General features: G+C 63.5%; 18 protein-coding genes and 1 riboswitch. Of the genes, 5 read left to right on the forward strand and 13 right to left on the reverse strand.

What is annotated here, in order from left to right; translation table 11 throughout:
• Positions 1-41: 41 nt before the first annotated feature.
• The 6 genes from FYJ28_RS05890 to FYJ28_RS05915 form a co-directional block, all read right to left on the reverse strand.
• Positions 42-1,433 carry a serine/threonine-protein kinase gene (locus FYJ28_RS05890; protein ID WP_229780291.1) on the reverse strand — a complete coding sequence of 464 codons (1,392 nt, stop codon included), beginning with the start codon at positions 1,431-1,433 and terminating at the stop codon, positions 42-44.
• A 208-nt stretch (positions 1,434-1,641) separates the two neighbouring features.
• The gene (locus FYJ28_RS05895) at positions 1,642-2,949 is read right to left on the reverse strand and encodes an Nramp family divalent metal transporter (RefSeq protein WP_055240163.1); all 1,308 of its coding nucleotides are present in this window, start codon (positions 2,947-2,949) and stop codon (positions 1,642-1,644) included.
• Positions 2,950-3,053: 104 nt separating this feature from the next.
• Positions 3,054-3,449 (reverse strand): hypothetical protein, encoded by a 396-nt coding sequence (locus FYJ28_RS05900; protein ID WP_154578610.1) that lies wholly within the window; start codon positions 3,447-3,449, stop codon positions 3,054-3,056.
• The gene (locus FYJ28_RS05905) at positions 3,446-3,619 is read right to left on the reverse strand and encodes a hypothetical protein (RefSeq protein ID WP_154578611.1); all 174 of its coding nucleotides are present in this window, start codon (positions 3,617-3,619) and stop codon (positions 3,446-3,448) included. Before FYJ28_RS05905 ends, FYJ28_RS05900 begins: the two co-directional genes overlap by 4 nt.
• A riboswitch (SAM riboswitch) is annotated at positions 3,600-3,725 on the reverse strand. Its footprint overlaps the gene before it by 20 nt.
• 3 nt (positions 3,726-3,728) lie before the next feature.
• Positions 3,729-4,085, reverse strand: a complete 357-nt coding sequence (locus FYJ28_RS05910; RefSeq protein WP_055240161.1) for a hypothetical protein — start codon at positions 4,083-4,085, stop codon at positions 3,729-3,731.
• Between the two features lie 138 nt (positions 4,086-4,223).
• Positions 4,224-4,427 (reverse strand): cold-shock protein, encoded by a 204-nt coding sequence (locus FYJ28_RS05915; RefSeq protein ID WP_055240160.1) that lies wholly within the window; start codon positions 4,425-4,427, stop codon positions 4,224-4,226.
• 210 nt (positions 4,428-4,637) lie between these two features.
• Between FYJ28_RS05915 and glsA the strand changes: the two genes are divergently transcribed.
• The gene (gene glsA / locus FYJ28_RS05920) at positions 4,638-6,452 is read left to right on the forward strand and encodes a glutaminase A (RefSeq protein ID WP_154578612.1); all 1,815 of its coding nucleotides are present in this window, start codon (positions 4,638-4,640) and stop codon (positions 6,450-6,452) included.
• 161 nt (positions 6,453-6,613) lie between these two features.
• Here the strand turns inward: glsA and FYJ28_RS05925 are convergent, their stop codons facing one another.
• The 5 genes from FYJ28_RS05925 to FYJ28_RS05945 all read right to left on the reverse strand — a co-directional run bounded on the left by FYJ28_RS05925 (position 6,614) and on the right by FYJ28_RS05945 (position 9,895).
• The gene (locus tag FYJ28_RS05925) at positions 6,614-6,817 is read right to left on the reverse strand and encodes a cold-shock protein (protein WP_055240158.1); all 204 of its coding nucleotides are present in this window, start codon (positions 6,815-6,817) and stop codon (positions 6,614-6,616) included.
• A gap of 213 nt (positions 6,818-7,030) precedes the next feature.
• On the reverse strand, positions 7,031-7,609 hold the full coding sequence (locus tag FYJ28_RS17620; RefSeq protein ID WP_154578613.1) for a DUF421 domain-containing protein: 579 nt from the start codon (positions 7,607-7,609) through the stop codon (positions 7,031-7,033).
• A 93-nt stretch (positions 7,610-7,702) separates the two neighbouring features.
• Entirely contained in the window at positions 7,703-8,173 is a 471-nt protein-coding gene (locus FYJ28_RS05935; protein ID WP_154578614.1) for an acyl-CoA thioesterase, read from the reverse strand.
• 155 nt (positions 8,174-8,328) lie between these two features.
• Positions 8,329-9,318: an LLM class flavin-dependent oxidoreductase gene (locus tag FYJ28_RS05940; RefSeq protein ID WP_154578615.1), complete on the reverse strand. Its 990-nt coding sequence runs from the start codon at positions 9,316-9,318 to the stop codon at positions 8,329-8,331.
• Positions 9,319-9,385: 67 nt separating this feature from the next.
• Entirely contained in the window at positions 9,386-9,895 is a 510-nt protein-coding gene (locus tag FYJ28_RS05945; protein WP_055240154.1) for an SRPBCC family protein, read from the reverse strand.
• Positions 9,896-10,044: 149 nt separating this feature from the next.
• On the opposite strand from FYJ28_RS05945, the gene FYJ28_RS05950 reads away from it, so the two are divergent.
• Positions 10,045-10,773, forward strand: coding sequence for a DUF72 domain-containing protein (locus FYJ28_RS05950; RefSeq protein ID WP_055240153.1), 729 nt, complete (start codon positions 10,045-10,047; stop codon positions 10,771-10,773).
• A 31-nt stretch (positions 10,774-10,804) separates the two neighbouring features.
• Here FYJ28_RS05950 and FYJ28_RS05955 read toward each other — a convergent pair whose 3' ends face one another.
• Positions 10,805-11,533, reverse strand: coding sequence for a response regulator (locus tag FYJ28_RS05955; protein WP_200907602.1), 729 nt, complete (start codon positions 11,531-11,533; stop codon positions 10,805-10,807).
• Between the two features lie 5 nt (positions 11,534-11,538).
• Positions 11,539-13,221 carry an ATP-binding protein gene (locus FYJ28_RS05960; RefSeq protein WP_229780292.1) on the reverse strand — a complete coding sequence of 561 codons (1,683 nt, stop codon included), beginning with the start codon at positions 13,219-13,221 and terminating at the stop codon, positions 11,539-11,541.
• A 96-nt stretch (positions 13,222-13,317) separates the two neighbouring features.
• On the opposite strand from FYJ28_RS05960, the gene FYJ28_RS05965 reads away from it, so the two are divergent.
• The 3 genes from FYJ28_RS05965 to FYJ28_RS05975 are packed head-to-tail and all read left to right on the forward strand — an operon-like array spanning position 13,318 to position 16,388.
• Positions 13,318-14,313 (forward strand): Bug family tripartite tricarboxylate transporter substrate binding protein, encoded by a 996-nt coding sequence (locus tag FYJ28_RS05965; protein ID WP_055240151.1) that lies wholly within the window; start codon positions 13,318-13,320, stop codon positions 14,311-14,313.
• A gap of 4 nt (positions 14,314-14,317) precedes the next feature.
• Entirely contained in the window at positions 14,318-14,854 is a 537-nt protein-coding gene (locus FYJ28_RS05970; RefSeq protein WP_055240150.1) for a tripartite tricarboxylate transporter TctB family protein, read from the forward strand.
• Positions 14,847-16,388 (forward strand): tripartite tricarboxylate transporter permease, encoded by a 1,542-nt coding sequence (locus FYJ28_RS05975; RefSeq protein WP_154578616.1) that lies wholly within the window; start codon positions 14,847-14,849, stop codon positions 16,386-16,388. The genes FYJ28_RS05970 and FYJ28_RS05975 overlap by 8 nt, the downstream gene beginning before the upstream one ends.
• Positions 16,389-16,424 lie beyond the last annotated feature (36 nt).

Consider the following 16,424-nt stretch of genomic DNA (forward strand, 5'->3'; position numbering starts at 1 on the left):
GCCGCTTCCGGGCCTAACCCGGACAAACCGGCGGGCCTGGGTTACGGTTCCCCGCTGCTGGTCCCGCCAATCTGGAAAGGGACCTTCTGGGGCTGGAGGGAGTCGGACGCTCCGACCCGGCCGGCTGCCAGCACCACTGCCACCGTCAGGACGGTCATGGCCAGGATTGCCAGCAGCACACGGCCGGCGAGGACGGCACGGCCGGGAGGCATTGGAACGGCGGCTGCGCGGGCAATAGCGGCCTGTTTCGGCCCCGCGCTGCCGGGACGCCCCTGGCCGGCTCCGGACAGGGGGCCGATCGACGGAGGCGTGGGCGGAGCCGCAGGCGTATGGATGTCCGGATGGTCCAGGTCGTCCCTGGCCAGATAGGCTGCGGCTGCCTGCTCCATGGCAGGCGTCCGCGGATCCTCTGCAGTACTGGCGCCGGTGCCCGTATGCAGCCAATCCAAGCTGGCGGAGGTCTCCGGCTCAGCCGCCAAACCGTCCACTTCTGACGCCTCTGCCGTTTCAGGAGCCGCTGTTTCCGTTCGGGGCGGGGCGATGTCCCGGGTTGCAGCCGGTGTCACGGGCCCTGCGGACCACCCGTGATCCAGCAATGCAGCAGACACCTCCGCAGCCGTTGGCCGGGACTCCGGGTCCCGTGCGGTCATTCCGGTGAGCAGGGAGCTCCAGTGCGTGCCGAGGGTCTCCGGGACCTCCGGATCCCTGCTCAGCCTTGCAACGGCTGCCTCCAGCGGGGTGCCGCCGAACTCAATTTTTCCGGTTAGGCACTCCAGCAGCACCAGTCCAAGGGAGTAGATATCGGACGAGGCGCACGCGGACCTGCCCGACGCCTGTTCCGGACTGAGGTAGTTGGCCGTGCCAAGCGTTGCACCGGTCGCAGTGAGCCTGGCCCCGTCCATCATCCGGGCGATCCCGAAGTCCGTGAGCTTGGCCCGCGGTGCCGTACCGGCGATGGTAGGCGGCAGGAGAATATTGGCCGGCTTAACGTCGCGGTGAACCACTCCTCGCGCATGGATATAGGCCAGCGCACCGGCGAGTTCAGCGCCGACGTAGGCAACGTCAGCTGCAGGCACGGGATTGTCCCGAAGCCGCTTGCGCAGGTCCGGCCCGTCCACGAGTTCCATCACCAGAAATGCCCGGGGCTCTCCGTCGGGACCGTCGTCGCGGCCGGCGTCGTCCTTGCCTGCGTCAAAGAGTGTCACCAGCCCCGGGTGCGTCAGCGAAGCCAGGAGACGCATTTCCGTTTCCTGCCGCCCGACGTCGTCGGGGTCGACAGCGCTGGCCCGGAAGAGCTTCACGGCGATGTCGCGTCCGAGAGCTTCGTCCAGTCCCTTGTAGACGGTGGCCATGCCACCGTGGCCAATTGGTTCGATGAGTCGGTATCGGCCCGCAATCAGACGATTCAGGCCACCCGCTGCGCTGATTTCCATGCTGCAACCTTCTCTCGCCATTCCAGAGTAGCGGAGGGTCCTCAGGGCGTAGACAGGGTCTGCGTACTTATTTTCGAACTTAGTTTTTCCCTCGTGGAAGGAGGGTGCGTACGCTAAACTGCCCTGCCGCGTTTACACACGGCAGGGCAGTTTCAGGGTGCTTCGCAGCGCCTTGGCGGGCGGGTTGTGAGACCGCCCAAGTGAGGGGCTACTCGCCGCCGAATACCGGCGAGAGTGCCTTCCAGGCCTGCTGCAGGCCAAGGATGATGAACAGCAGGGCGGTGATGCCCAGGGCGATGTTCGTGTGGAGGCGGTTGGCCCATTCCTTCGGGATGCGCTTGCCGTTGAGCAGTCCCAGGAGGGTGACGGCCAGGAACGGCATGAACAGCGAGCCGAGCACGCCGTAGGCGAGGATCAGGCCGATCGGCTGTCCCAGTGCGAAAAGAATCATCGGCGGGAAGGTCAGCCACAGGACGTAGAACTTGAAGTACTTTCCGCCTACGCGGGTGTCCGGGTGACCGGATTCCTTTCCGCGCATGTTCCCCCAGAAATCGGCGAACATCAGCGAAACGCCGTTCCAGACGCCGATGATGGAGGAGAAGGACGCGGCCCAGAAACCGATCAGGAAGCCGGTTCCAATGAAGTCGCCGTATTCAAGCTTCAGGACGTCGTAGAGGTCCAGCAGGCCCTTGTCGCCTGCGCTGAGCGTGATGCCGGCGGTGCGGACAACCTCGGCACCCACAATGAGCATGGCGATCACGAAGATGCCCGTCATCACGTAGGCCATCGAGTTGTCGATGCGCATGACCTTCATCCACTTGGGCGTGTACCAGCCCTTTTCGCGCAGCCAGTAGCCATACGCAGCCAGTGTGATGGTGCCGCCGACGCCGCCGGCGAGAGCCAGCGTGTAAACGATGCCGCCTTCGGGGATCATCGGGACGAGGCCCTTGAACATCTCCGGGATGTTGGGGGTTGCGATGATGGCCAGGCCGACCACGGTGACGAACATCAGGCCAACGAGGGCAGCAGTGATCTTTTCAAAGGTGGCGTATTTACCGAACCAGACCATGACGAAGCCGGCCAGGCCCATCACGATGGCCCATGCCCACAGCGGAAGGAACGGGAAGACTGCTGCCAGCGGCAGCGCAGCGGAAGACATGGCCGTGGCGCCGTAAACGAAGCCCCAGATCATGATGTACGGACCGAAGTACCAGGTGGTCCAGCGTCCCAGCGAACGCCACCCTTCGAAGATGGTCTTACCGGTTGCAAGCGTGAACCGCCCGGCACCTTCCACGAGGATGATCTTCAGGATGACGCCCAGGATAACTGCCCACAGCAGGCCGTAGCCGTAGCGGGATCCTGCCACCAGGGTGGCAACCATGTCGGCAGCACCAACACCCGTGGCAGCAACCACGAGTCCCGGGCCGACAATTTTCCATTTGGCGGCCTTGCCGCCGTCGTCGTCAATCCGCTCCGAATGCGGTACTGCATTCGCGCGGGGAGTGTTTTCAGCCATCGGCCAAGAGTTCCTAACTTGCGAGTGTCCGCGGCGCCAAGACAGCACGCGGCAGTGTGCCCGGCCTCACCCGGGACAATGAATTCTCTCACAGGGGGTTGTGCTCAGCCGAATTCCGTGAATGGACTGACCGCATGCGCACCATACGCCACAAAGGCCTCAGGTTCAGGTGTCACGACCGTGAGGTTGCAGTGGATTGCCGTCGCCGCGAGCCAGGAGCGGTGCGAGTCCCGGGGTCCTTCGGCAGCGGGCACAGGCAGTGTCCGCCACAGCATCGCCACCTCATGGTCCACGGGAAGGATGTTCCCGGCAAAGCGCTGGGACAGTTCCTTGAGCCAGCCTGGAGCAGCCGATTCGAATTCCCCCACGGTGAGGGCGGACACGAAGACTCGAAGGTGGCTGCGGCTCCGGAGGAAACCGACGACGGCGGGGTCTGGGCTCCCGCTGCGGACCTCGGCAAGGACGGGGGTATCCAGCAGCAGCCCTGCCGGACCGCTCATGCAGCGGCTCTTGGCTCGCTGAGAAGGAACTCGACGAAGGCCTCGCGCAGACGTACGAGGTCCTCATAGTCCTGCAGGCTGACTGCTTTGAGGGAGGTTGCTGGGGGAACAGGAGTGTCCATGGCGGCGGCGCCGGGCGCCGGTCCTTTCGGCGTGCTCTTGCCTGGCACCGGTTGCCCCAGGGGCGAGTGCAGGCCGCTTCTTCATCCGAACCACCCAACGAGCGTGGGGTTGGTATGCGGCCAAGTCGGAGCTTGGCGGCCGCAGTTCTTGAAGCTGTTAGGAGTATAGCCAGAAGCATCCGGATTTGTGTGCTGCGTTACGTCCCCGGCGGGCCAAGGCCCCGGGAAGGGTCAGCCGGTGCAGGTTCCGTTGAACCGTGCGGGCACCCATTCCATGAAAATACCGGCCGTTACCGGTCCAATGCCGGGGAACCTCCAGCCTGTGCCGCAGCTCGCCGGCCGAACCGGCGCCCTTGACCATGTCCCCTATGGAACCGAACTCTTTCAGGATGCCTGCCATCACCGCGTGAAGCTCATCATCTTCCTTCCAGCGGTAGTGGACGTATCCACCTTCGGTGAGCAGGCGCATCAGCTGGTCACGGCTGACATCGGCGAGGTACGCCCGGGCAGGCACCGGGGAAATGCCCTGCTGCCGGCGCCGGCAGGCAGGGGGACGCTTCAGCGCGGAGTGTGCCTTAAACGCGAGATGCAGGACGGAATCCGTCCTGCATCTGCGTTTCCAGCTGGCCCGTGAAAGGGCCGGAAGTCTTGGTTAGACAGGCTGGATGTTTACCGCCTGGGGACCCTTGGGTCCCTGCTCGGTGTCGAAGCTAACCTTCTGGTTCTCTTCAAGTGAGCGGTAGCCGCTCGCGTTGATGGCGGAGTAGTGGGCGAAAACATCGGCGCTGCCGTCATCGGGCTCGATGAAGCCGAAGCCCTTTTCGGAGTTGAACCATTTCACGGTGCCAGTTGCCATTTTTAATCATCCTTCTGAGGCGAAACATCCCCGACCGTCGAGGAGTTTCCAGCTGAAGTGTCCCATGCAGCGTTCTACAAAAAAAGCGGCTGGCCCTGGATTCGGGCTTCGCCGCTTCAAGTTCAAACACTCAACACAACAACTGCGTGCCAGTATACACAGAGATAACGGTCAGGTCACGGGCTTTCCCAACCCCCGTAGGCTGGATGGATGGACTCCCCGATCGATCACTACCTGCAACGAATCCACGCCGAGATTGCCGACCTAAAGGACGGGAAACCGTACAGTTCCATTCCCGCGATGGCCAACGTGGATCCCGATCACTTCGGAATAGTCCTGGCCACTGCAGACGGCTTCGTCTACGAGGTGGGCAACACCCGCGAGGAGTTCAGCATCCAGTCGATCTCCAAGCCGTTCACCTACGGCCTGGCGCTGGCCGACCGGGGCATGGACGAGGTGGACGCCAAGGTGGACGTTGAACCGTCCGGAGACTCGTTCAACGAGATCTCCCTGGCCGAAGGCACCGGGCGCCCCGCGAACGCCATGATCAATGCCGGAGCCCTCACTGCCACCTCCCTCGTCCGCGGTGCCGGCGGAAATTCACGCTTTAAGCGAATTCTCAATACGTATTCAGCATTTGCGGGACGTCAGCTCTCTGTCAGCGAAAAGATCTACCAGTCAGAACTCCGCTCCGGGCACCGAAATCATGCACTTGCATATCTTCTGCGTAGTTTCGACATCATTGAATCTGATCCCACACCGGTCATTGAGGACTATTTCCGGCAATGCTCGGTAATGGTTAACACCCTGGACCTGGCAATGATGGCTGCCACCCTTGCCAACAGCGGCCGCAACCCCCTCACGAATGACCAGGTACTGGATATAGCGCCGGTGGAGCGGGTGCTCTCCGTCATGGCCACCTGCGGCATGTATGACGACGCCGGTGCCTGGATGAGCAGCGTAGGCATGCCAGCGAAGTCCGGGGTAGCCGGCGGCACGATCGCCGTGCTGCCGGGCCAGATCGGTCTGGCCGTCTACTCGCCGCCGCTGGATGCCCACGGCAGCAGTGTGCGCGGCGTAGCCGTCAGCCAGCGGCTCTCCAGCGACCTTGAACTGCACTTTGTCCGTGCCGGACGTACAGGACGCTCTGCGCTGCGCGGTTCCTATGACATTGGCACCACTCCTTCGGGCATCCGCCGCAGCGAAGAAGCAGCCAACGTCCTGCGCTCCAACATCCACCGTGCACGGGTGCTTGAGCTGAACGGCGACCTGCTCTTTGCCGGTGCCGAAGCCATGGTGCGGGAGCTCGCTTCCCTGGATGACGACGTCGTACTGGTGGTGCTGGACCTGCGCAGTGTTGATGAGGTCTCCGGAGTGGCCATGCGGATGTTCGCCGAGGCGGCAGACATGCTGACCCGCGGCGGACGGAGCCTGGCCATCGTGGACGCGGACGGGACCGTGGCGGCCAGCCTGGTGGAAGACGGCCACGACGTGCAGGCGTTTGCCACCCATTCCGGAGCGGTTGAGTGGTGCGAGGAAGAACTGCTTGAGCGCTACGCGGCGGACCTCGTTCAGCCTGCCCGGATACTGCCCAAGGACTCCCCCGCGCTGGCTCCCCTCGGTGAGGACAGCGCCAAGGACCTTTCCTCCCGGATGGAGAAACTGACCTACGACGACGGCGATGTGATCCGCAGGATCGGCCAGCGCTTCAGCGGTGTCTACTTTATTGCCTCGGGCCATGTGCAGACCCTCATGCCGGGTCCGGACGGCCACCGCGTGAAACTGACGCGTCTGGGCGCCGGAATGACCTTCGGCGAGATGGCCCTGGGCGAGGACCGGAGGCAGGAGACCACCGTCAAGGCCGACGGCGCAGTGGAGGTCTGGCGCCTGCCGGCCGACGTGATCCATCAGATCGAAGAGGATGAACCACGCCTCGCGATGCAATTCTGGCGTGCCCTGACCCAGGACGCCTATACCCGGGTGGAACAGTACCTGCGCGAGACTGCAGTGCGCGTCCAGGACTGACGATCTCCGGCATCGGAGGGTAGGCCCCGTCTTCAGCGTCTCGACGGGCCCTACCCTCCGCCGGGCGGAGTTGACGGGTTAAACAAGAAGAGCAGGACGGTTGCCCGTCCTGCTCTTCTTTTTAGATGCCTGCCTTAGCGGCGGCGTCTAGGCTTCTTGAATTAGAGGCCCTGGATGTTCGTGGCCTGCGGACCCTTGGGGCCCTGCTCGGTGTCGAAGGAAACCTTCTGGTTCTCTTCGAGGGACTTGTAGCCGCTGGAGTTGATGGCGGAGTAGTGAGCGAAGACGTCGGCGCTGCCGTCGTCCGGCTCAATGAAGCCGAAGCCCTTTTCGGAGTTGAACCACTTCACGGTACCTGTAGCCATTTTTTATACTTCTTTCTGCTCGAAACCGCTCCCGACTTTCGGGGGTTTCAGTCGCGGTGTCCCTTTTACCGCTTCTACAGAAAAAGCGGCTAGCCCGTCTGGGTTTCGCCGCTTGAAATACAAAATGCGCAACACAACAACTGAGAAAGACTCTACACGGGGTTTCCCGAAACACCTAATCGGGCCTGCGGGCCGGGCCGGCCATGGGCCCCTTTAGGTACCCTGGCGCCCCTCCCGCTCCGGCAGCAACAGCTGGCTGGGGATCCGGTCCCTGTCAGCCACGCGCCGCAGCAGCTCGCGTTCCACCGGCACTCCCCTGCGCATTACGCTCACGTCTCCGGTGGGCTCAAGCAGCACTATCGAGACCTCGGAGAAGTTATGGATCCCGGCTTGGCGCAGTTTGAAATAGAGCTCGTCGTTCTGGATCCGGGCCTTTCTGAGGTTATCTGCGAGGATCTCGTCCCCGGCCATCAGCAGTACCGGTTTGCTGCTCAGGTACACGCCGCGTTTGGTGCGGCGGAGGTACTCTTCGAGCCGCATCATGGTGAACAGGGTGATGAGTCCGACGATCCCGCCGGCGAGGGTGGGTGTGTAGCCGAGGATGACCCGGCCCACTACGCCGCCCAGGGCAATCACAATCGCCTTGTCCAGGGTGCTCCAGCTGGCCAGCGCACGCTGGCCGAAGCCCCTGATCAGCAGGAAGAACGCGGCGTAGATGCCGATGGCCGAGACCACCACCCACAAGGCTTCGATCGGCGTTATGCCAAGGCTGTACCACGGATCATTCGACACGGCAGGGTCTCCTCCGGCAGTGAGCGGTTCCCCAGTACCTTAGGCAGGCAGCTGTCTCAGATGGTAGTCCGCGCGCTTTTCCGCGGGGACCCCTTAAGCAAAGACAGATGTGCCGGTATGCCGGCCACAGAGTTCCCGCTGCTCTGCGGTAACCCGCAGCAGGGCGCCCGTGACTGCGTCGACAAAGGCCAGAGTGGTTTCAGCCTTGATGCACGCCTTATTCGTCACCGGGTCGGACACCAGGTAGGAAATGGTCAGGCTCGCTCCCTTGACCGAGCTGAACCAAATATCGACGTCGGCCGGGACGTTGCGGTACTCCAGCGGAGCGAGGTACTTGACCCTGTGTTCAGAGACCAGCGACTGGGTGTTTGGCGGAACCGTGTTGAATAGCGGCACGGGCGGCTCGATCCCGTGTGCACCGGTGCCGCCGGGCGGACCGAACGCGAGGATTCTGGCTTCTTCCAGCATCCGGATCACTTCAACGTTGTTGATGTGCCCATAGGCGTCCATGTCCGACCAGCGCAACGGCACGTTGACCCGGATGACGTGGGCGGATGTTTCCATGTCTAGATTCTGGCATAGGGGCCGGCGCACCTGTCCGCGGTCATCCAGGCCCTGATGCAATCGCCTTCCCCGTTCCTCCCCGCGAGATGGCAGAAACTGCCCGTTTGAGGGTTCATACGGGCAGTTTCTGCCATCTCGATGAAGGTGAAGACGGGTTAGGCGGGAACGAGCTCGGCAGCCTCGGCCAGGAGTGTGAAGGACCGCAGCCGCTGCTCCAGCGTGGGAGCGTGGGTGGCCACGATCAGCTCATCCGCCTGGGCATGTCCGGCGAACCAGTCGAGGTAGCTGCGGACCTCGGCGGGGGTACCAACTGCGGAGTAGTGGCCCATCATCTTGATGTGCTGGCCTGCCGGGGATTCAAGCACCAGGTCGGCTTCCTCATCCGTGTAGGTGCGGTCCTTGCCCAGGAGCTGGGTGACCCGCCGGCGCTGGGACTGTTTGAAGATTTCCTCTGCCTCCCCGGTGGTGGGAGCGGCGAGGGCGTTCACTCCGGCAATCACGTACGGTTCCGCCAGCTGTTCGGAGGGCTTGAACTCGCGCCGGTACAGCGCGACGGCGTCCTGGAGCGCCTGCGGCGCGAAGTGCGAGGCGAAGGAGTACGGCAGGCCCAGCGCGGCGGCCAGCCGGGCGCCAAAGAGGGAGGATCCGAGGATGTACAGCGGCACGTTGGTGCCCTTGCCCGGAATGGCGTCGATGCCGGGAATCAAGCTGTTGCCGGTGAGGTATCCCTGCAGCTCCTGGACGTCACGGGGGAAGCTGTCTGCGGACATGGGATCACGCCGCAGTGCGCGCATGGTCTTCTGGTCACTGCCCGGGGCCCGCCCAAGGCCCAGGTCGATCCGTCCCGGATACAGGGACTCCAGGGTGCCAAACTGCTCGGCAATAGTCAGCGGGGCATGGTTGGGAAGCATGATTCCGCCGGCACCAAGCCGGATGGTGGATGTGTTGGCACCGATGAAGGAGATCAGCACACTCGTGGCCGACGACGCGATGGTTGGCATGTTGTGGTGCTCTGCGTACCAGACACGTCGGTACCCAAGCTTTTCGGCGTGCCGGGCAAGGGCCAGGCTTTCCTTGAAAGAGTCGGCTGCAGTCCCGCCTTCTTCAATGGAGGCGAAGTCGAGGATGGAAAGCGGGTAGGTCATGGAAAGCGGGCCTTTCGTTGCACTGGGTGGGGCTTAGTAGTGCAACGGCGTGAGTCCCGGGGTTATTTCAGGCCCGTCGCGCCAGGTACTCCGCCAACCGGGAAAAGGACGAGTTCCAGCCCGTCTCGTGCCCGTCCCTGTCCCTGGTGTCCGGAAACGGACCCTGGGCGAACGCCATCCGCGTGCCGCCGTCGTGCGGTTCCAGGTCCACGGTAATCAGCGTGGTGTTGCTGGCAGGTGTGCCGTCCGGCTGCTCCCACCGCTGGGTCATCGAGAGGTGGCCCGGCGGGTCCAGCCGCTCGAGGGTGCCGCCCCACCACAATTCGTCCCCGGTAATGGTGTTGACCATGCAGGCCCGGTACTCGCCGCCTTCGCGGCTGTCCATGCGCACCCTGTCCTCCGGGACGGTAAAACCCTCCGGACCCCACCAGTCCGTAACGTGGGCAAGGTCAGTCCACGCGTTGTAGACCGCGTCGGGCTGCGCCCGCAGGTCCCGCACCATATGCAGATAGATTCCCCGCCCGGAACCGGATTGATTTGGCTGATCCGGCTGCTGGGACTTTTCCGGCTGTTCCATGCTGGGTCCTTTCCCGCGCTTCCAAGCTGGTACGAGGCTCCGTTTCCAGTCTGCCGTTCGGCAGGCTCCCTGTGTACGCTTCCGCGCTCTTTTTGGGATGCGGAGGTACGTTGGTCCGGAAAGACTGGGCCAGGCAGAAAGGGGGACGGATGGGACAGCTGCGCATTGGAACCTCCGGCTGGACATATAGCGACTGGCGGCATGTGCTGTATCCCGCCGGGGTGCCGACCGGAAAGTGGCTGGAGTACTACGCTGCACAGTTCGACACCGTTGAGTTCAACGGGAGCTTCTACCGATGGCCGCGTGAAGAGGCATTCGCCCGGTACCGCGACCGGCTGCCGGACGGTTTCGAGTTCTCCGTGAAGGCGCCGCGGGGGCTAAGCCATGCCCGCAAGCTGCGGGATCCGGAGGTGTGGGTGGACCGGATTACCCGCTGCTGGCAGGTCCTCGGGAACCGTGCCGGCGTGCTGCTGTTCCAGCTGCCGCCGGACTTTGAACGCGACGACGCCAGGCTCGCCCACGTGCTCGGCCTGCTTCCGGAGACAATCCGGGTGGCTGTTGAATTCCGTCATGCCAGCTGGAATGACCCTGAAATCTTCGCGCTCCTGGCCCGCCACAATGCTGCGTACTGCGTGATGAGCGGCGCGCAGCTGCCCTGCATCCTCGAAGCAACCTCCGACTTTGTCTATGTGCGGCTGCACGGGCCGGATCAGCACACCCTGTATGCGGGGTCCTATCCGGATGAGGACCTGCGCTGGTGGGCGGAGCGCATCCGCGAGTGGCTCGCAGGGGGCCGGGATGTCTATGCCTATTTCAATAACGACGGCGGAGGCGCTGCGGTCAACAATGCGCGGCGCCTGCGGGAGCTGCTGCAGTAGAAAACGCCGGGCTGTTCGCGGTGTGACACTTTTAGCCGTCGATACCAATCCAGCGGTAGAACTTCTCCGGCCTGCCGGCATCACCGTATCGGGGTGCCACAGCGGCCATCCCGCGGGTAACCAGGAACTCAAGGTAGCGGCGAGCGCTCACCCGTGCCAGGCCGACGCCGGCCGCGACCGCGGAGGCGGAGCTTTCCCCGCTTTTCTTCAATTCACGCACGACGGCGGTGAGCGTGGGTTCCGACAGCCCCTTGGGCAGTCCGGACAATACCGTCGGGAAGGACGCCGCGGTGCCGGGCCTAAGCAGACGGTCAATGCTTGCCTGGTCGAGTGTGTCACGGCTGCCTTCCTTGCCCCGCAGCTGTTCCCGGGCCTGCAGATAGGCATCCAGGCGGTCCAGCAGCACACGGGACCCAAAGGGCTTGACCAAATAGTGCAGCACACCGCCGGCCATCGCCGCACGAACTGTCTCAAGTTCCCGGGCAGCGGTGATGGCGATGATGTCCACTGGTTCACCCGGGAGGTTCCTGGCTGCCCGCAGTACATCGATGCCGGACATATCCGGCAGATGGATGTCCAGCAGCACGAGTTCCGGACGCAGCGCCCCAATCAATTCCATTGCCTGGGAACCGGTGTGCGCTGTTCCGGCAACTTCGAACCCTCCATGGGCAAGCAGGAACCCGCTGTGCAGTCCGGCTACCTGCTGGTCATCGTCGACCACCAGGGTACGCACCAGGGCAGTCTTTACTGATTCGGACATGCTGCTCATTCTGTACCCCTTCCGGCGTCGTGTTCGCTGCTGCCTCTCCGGCCCGCTGCAACCGGCGGCTGGCTGGGGCCGAGTTCGACCGTGATCTGGGCTCCGCCGCCCGGAGCGTCGGTGATCCGCACGGTTCCGCTGCGGCGCAGGGCGATGCGGGAAACCAGCGCCAGCCCGAATCCCCGTGTGCCCGGACGGTTATGGCCCTTGGTGGTGTATCCCTCCCGCAGCACCAAAACGCGTTCCTCCGCCGGGATGCCCGGGCCGTTGTCGCTGACAGTGACCCATTGCCGTCCGGCTTGCCATGAGAGCGCAACGCGAATTCTGCCGCCTTTCCCGGCGGCGTCCATGGCATTGTCCAGCAGGTTGCCCAGCACAGTGACGCAGTCGGTGGTCCCGTCCGGCCGCAGATCCGCCCCGGGTTCGAGCACAAGATCGATTCCTTTTTCTTCGCAAAGGCTCCCTTTTGCCATCAGAAGGGCAGCGCTGTCCGGATCGGTGATTCCGTCCGTAGTTGTCGTGGCCAGCAGGGAACCGCCATGGCCGGACCGGGCTATGAAGTCCACTGCCTGTTCGGTATGACCCAGTTCCAGCAGGCCGGAAATCACATGCATGCGGTTGGAGAACTCATGCGCCTGTGCGCGCAGGGCAGAGGTGGCATCCCGGGCCCCGTCAAGGTCCTGCAGCAGCTGGTGCAGCTCGGTGCGGTCCCGGAGGATGAGCACCCCGCCTGTCCTTCGGCCGTCCACTACCGCGCCTCCTGCGCGCGCCAGGAGCACCCGTTCGCCCGCCAGCACCGTCTCATCAGTCTCGCCCGCGGAATGCAGCATCGCCGCCAAGTTGGCGGGAAGTACTTCCTTCGCCGGGCGGCCTTCTGCGTCCGCCGGCAATTCCAGGAGCCGCCGGGCCTCGTCATTGACCAGGGCAACGTTCCCACGTTCATCGATCGCGACGATGCCTTCCCCAATCGCGTGGAGCATTGCATCACGGGTCTTAAGGAGCTGGGCGATTTCTTCCGGTTCCAGCCGGTAGATCCGTTTCCAGACCAGCCGCGAGAGCCAGCTTGCGCCCGCAAAACCGAGCACCGCGGCCGCAATCAGCCAGGCGATGAGCTCCGGCATGTCTTCCTGCAGTTCAGCCTGGAGTTCCGACTCCAGGATCCCCACGGAAGCCGTACCGATGACTGTTGAATCAGGAGCAAAAACCGGAACCTTCACCCGCCAGGATGTGCCCAGTGTGCCGGTCTGGGTTCCCACGTAGACATCGCCGCTCAGCGGTACGGAAGGATCTGTGGACACCTTGCTCCCGATCCGGGCGGGATTGGGGTGGGAATAGCGAATGCCGGCGTCGTCTGTGACCACAACGTAGGTCACACCGGTGGCCTGGGTAATCAGGTCCGCGATGGGCTGGATGGCAGTACTGGGGTCGGGCTCACTGAATGCCTCGACAACTGACGGCAGCTGGGCCACCGAGGTGGCAACGCCAACCATGCGTGCTTCATAGGCGTCGCGGATCTGCTCGGCCTGCATCCGGACTGCGACTGAGCCGGCAACCAGCACCACAACAAGCACAATCAGCAGCTGCAGCAGGAACAGCTGTGATCTGAGCGACATCGATCCGATCATGGGCACATCTTCGCACGCGTCCCGCACCGGGATCCGGAACGTGCCCATGACCACAAAGACCATTACCTCCGCTATGACCGCATTCTGGTCCCGGCATCGGGGTCTTCCTACGCTGAGACGGCACGTGGTGACCCGCATCACGCTGAGAAAGGAAACCTCATGTTGCTTAACCGCGCAATGACGCGCCGTTCAGCCCTCGCAGCCGTAGCCGCCGGCGCAGTTCTTGCCCTTGGAGCGTGCGGCGCATCGGAAGGCTCCACGGCGGACGGAGGAATTGACCGGCTCAACATCGTAGTTCCGGCCGATCCGGGCGGCGGCTGGGACCAGACCGGCAGGGCCATCCAGTCGGATTTGCAGGAAAATGACCTCGTTGGCAATGCCTCCGTACAGAACATCGGCGGTGCCGGAGGGACCAACGGGCTGGCGAAGCTCGCCACCGAGAAGGACCCCAATACCCTGATGGTCATGGGCTACGTTATGGTCGGCGCGGTTGAGACCAACAACGCAGCGAACCGGATTGAGGACACCACTCCCATCGCTCGCCTCACCGAAGAACAGCTTGTTGTTGTGGTGCCCGCTGATTCCGAATACCAGACCATCGACGATTTGCTTGCTGCCGTTAAGGAAGAGGGTCAGGGTGTGTCCATAACGGGCGGTTCCGCAGGCGGTGCGGACCACATCCTCGCAGGGTCGATGCTGAAGGCAGCTGGCATCGATCCTGGAAACCTGAACTACATCCCCTATTCCGGAGGCGGTGAATCGCTGGCCGCGCTCCTGGGCAACAAGGTGAACGCGGGCATTTCTGGCGTGGGTGAATACGCTGAGCAGGTTAAGGCAGGGAAGCTGCGCGCACTGGCCGTCTCCGGCGAGGAACCGGCAGTCCAGCTGCCCGACGTAAAGCCGCTGAGCCAGCAGGGCATTGACGTTGTCCTGACCAACTGGCGCGGTGTAGTCGCTCCGGGTTCCATCGACGACAGCCAGGCGGAAGCCCTCACCGAGCTCGTTACCGAGCTGCACGGAACAGAGGCATGGAAGGCGACGCTGGAAGAGAACAACTGGACCGACGCGTTCCTGACCGGCCCGGAATTCCAGGACTTCCTCACCGAGGACATCAAAACGGTGAAGACGACCTTGACCGACATCGGGCTGCTCTAATCCGATGACTGCTCAGCCGACTGCGCCCGGAGACAGCCGCACGGCTCTCTCCGGGCGCGTAGGGGAACTGCTCTTCGCCGCTGCCGTCCTCAGTCTTGGCGTCACCGGTTTTCTTGCCGGAGCCGGAATCCAAACGCCGCCTTCGGCCAGCGACATCGGCCCCCGAGCCTTCCCATACCTTGTTTCAACTCTTCTAGTCATCGTCGGCACTGCGCTGATCGTCCAGGTAATGCGCGGACGGACAGGCGACGCGGAAGAAGGCGAGGACATCGATCCCACGGTGCGCACCGATTGGGCGGCTCTGGCCAAGCTGGCCGGCTTCCTGATCCTCCACATCTTTCTGATCGAACCTCTTGGCTGGCCCGTGGCTGCAGCCGTGCTCTTCTTCGGGGTGAGCTGGGCCCTCGGCGCAGCTTCATGGATCCGCAGCCTGGTCATAGGCGTGGTCCTTGCCTTGATTCTGCAGGTCGGATTCGCCGGCCTCCTGGGGGTTTCCCTGCCCGCCGGAATCCTGGAAGGGGTGCCGTTCCTCAATGGATAATTTCATTCACCTTATGGAGGGGTTTGCGGTAGCGGCCCAGCCGGTTTACCTGCTCTACGCGCTTGGTGGTGTGCTAATCGGCACAGCCGTGGGCGTACTGCCCGGCATTGGGCCGGCCATGACAGTCGCCCTACTCATGCCCATCACGTATTCGCTGGATCCCACCGCAGCCATCATCGTCTTCGCAGGCATCTATTACGGCGGCATGTACGGCGGCTCAACAACCTCGATTCTGCTGAACACCCCAGGCGAGTCCGCTTCCATTGTGACGGCGCTCGAAGGCAACCGGATGGCCAAGGCCGGCCGGGGCGCCGCCGCCCTGGCTACGGCGGCGATCGGTTCATTCATTGCAGGGACGCTGGCGACCATTGCGCTGACCTTCGTCGCGCCATACGTGGCGGAATTCGCGGTACAGATCGGACCCGTTGAATACGTTGCTCTGATGGTGGTGGCTTTCCTTACCGTCGGCGCACTGCTGGGAGCCTCCGTGCTGCGTGGACTGGCTTCCCTGGGCATCGGACTCTTTGTCGCCGTCGTAGGTGTGGACCAGCTCACCGCGCAGCAGCGGTACACGTTCGGCAGCGCTTTCCTCGCCGACGGCGTGGACGTGGTGCTGGTTGCCGTGGGCCTTTTTGCTGTGGGTGAGGCGTTCTACGTGGCGTCCCGACTGCGCCACGGGCCGGTAGAGGTCATTCCGGTCACGGGCAGGTGGAACACCTGGATGCGCCGGGAGGACTGGAGCCGTTCCTGGAAGCCCTGGCTGCGCGGAACCGCGATTGGTTTCCCGGTGGGGACCATCCCTGCCGGCGGGGCGGACGTCGCCACGTTTCTGTCCTACGCTTCGGAACGGAAACTGGCTAAGGGCCGCCGCAAGGCACAGTTCGGCAAGGGCGCGATCGAGGGCGTGGCAGGGCCTGAAGCAGCGAACAATGCGGCTGCAGCCGGAGTGCTCGTTCCCCTGCTGACCTTGGGAATTCCGACCACTGCTACCGCCGCAATGATGCTTGTGGCATTCCAGCGGTACCAGATCCAACCAGGGCCATTGTTGTTCGAAAGCGAAAGCGCCCTGGTGTGGGCCCTGATTGCCAGCCTCTACGTCGGCAACCTGATGCTCCTGGTCCTGAACCTGCCGCTGGTGGGCATATGGGTCAAGATCCTGCAGATCCCCCGGCCATATCTATACGCGGGAATCCTGGTCTTCGCGGCTCTGGGCGCCTACTCGGTCAACTTCACCAGCGTGGACGTTGTGCTGCTGCTGCTGATCGGCGTTCTTGGGTTCTTTATGCGGCGCTACGGTTACCCGATCGCCCCGCTGGTGGTCGGCCTGATCCTGGGCCCGATTTTCGAGAATCAGCTGCGGCGTTCACTGGCCATCTCCCAGGGCGATCCGCTGGCGCTGGTGCAGTCCCCTATCGCGGCGGGTATCTATGCATCCCTCGTGGTGATCTTCGGCCTGTCCATCTGGATGCGCCGCCGGCAGCGTGCTCTTGAAGCAACTGCCGTTGCGGCGGATGAACGTGAGGTCACTGCCTAACCGCAGCCGGACCATCGAGCACAGCAGAGGGCGCCT

Origin of the sequence: Arthrobacter sp. BL-252-APC-1A, assembly GCF_009696625.1 — a bacterium.
Classification (GTDB): Bacteria; Actinomycetota; Actinomycetes; order Actinomycetales; family Micrococcaceae; genus Arthrobacter_B.

Excerpts from the sequence above, each read along its gene's own strand:
- FYJ28_RS05890 (WP_229780291.1), bottom strand. The coding sequence starts at position 1,433 with ATGGAAATCAGCGCAGCGGGTGGCCTGAATCGTCTGATTGCGGGCCGA.
- FYJ28_RS05895 (WP_055240163.1), bottom strand. The coding sequence starts at position 2,949 with ATGGCTGAAAACACTCCCCGCGCGAATGCAGTACCGCATTCGGAGCGG.
- FYJ28_RS05900 (WP_154578610.1), bottom strand. The coding sequence starts at position 3,449 with ATGAGCGGTCCGGCAGGGCTGCTGCTGGATACCCCCGTCCTTGCCGAG.
- FYJ28_RS05915 (WP_055240160.1), bottom strand. The coding sequence starts at position 4,427 with ATGGCAACTGGCACCGTGAAATGGTTCAACTCCGAAAAGGGCTTCGGC.
- glsA (WP_154578612.1), top strand. The coding sequence starts at position 4,638 with ATGGACTCCCCGATCGATCACTACCTGCAACGAATCCACGCCGAGATT.
- FYJ28_RS05925 (WP_055240158.1), bottom strand. The coding sequence starts at position 6,817 with ATGGCTACAGGTACCGTGAAGTGGTTCAACTCCGAAAAGGGCTTCGGC.
- FYJ28_RS05935 (WP_154578614.1), bottom strand. The coding sequence starts at position 8,173 with ATGGAAACATCCGCCCACGTCATCCGGGTCAACGTGCCGTTGCGCTGG.
- FYJ28_RS05940 (WP_154578615.1), bottom strand. The coding sequence starts at position 9,318 with ATGACCTACCCGCTTTCCATCCTCGACTTCGCCTCCATTGAAGAAGGC.
- FYJ28_RS05945 (WP_055240154.1), bottom strand. The coding sequence starts at position 9,895 with ATGGAACAGCCGGAAAAGTCCCAGCAGCCGGATCAGCCAAATCAATCC.
- FYJ28_RS05950 (WP_055240153.1), top strand. The coding sequence starts at position 10,045 with ATGGGACAGCTGCGCATTGGAACCTCCGGCTGGACATATAGCGACTGG.
- FYJ28_RS05955 (WP_200907602.1), bottom strand. The coding sequence starts at position 11,533 with ATGTCCGAATCAGTAAAGACTGCCCTGGTGCGTACCCTGGTGGTCGAC.
- FYJ28_RS05960 (WP_229780292.1), bottom strand. The coding sequence starts at position 13,221 with ATGGTCTTTGTGGTCATGGGCACGTTCCGGATCCCGGTGCGGGACGCG.
- FYJ28_RS05965 (WP_055240151.1), top strand. The coding sequence starts at position 13,318 with ATGTTGCTTAACCGCGCAATGACGCGCCGTTCAGCCCTCGCAGCCGTA.
- FYJ28_RS05970 (WP_055240150.1), top strand. The coding sequence starts at position 14,318 with ATGACTGCTCAGCCGACTGCGCCCGGAGACAGCCGCACGGCTCTCTCC.
- FYJ28_RS05975 (WP_154578616.1), top strand. The coding sequence starts at position 14,847 with ATGGATAATTTCATTCACCTTATGGAGGGGTTTGCGGTAGCGGCCCAG.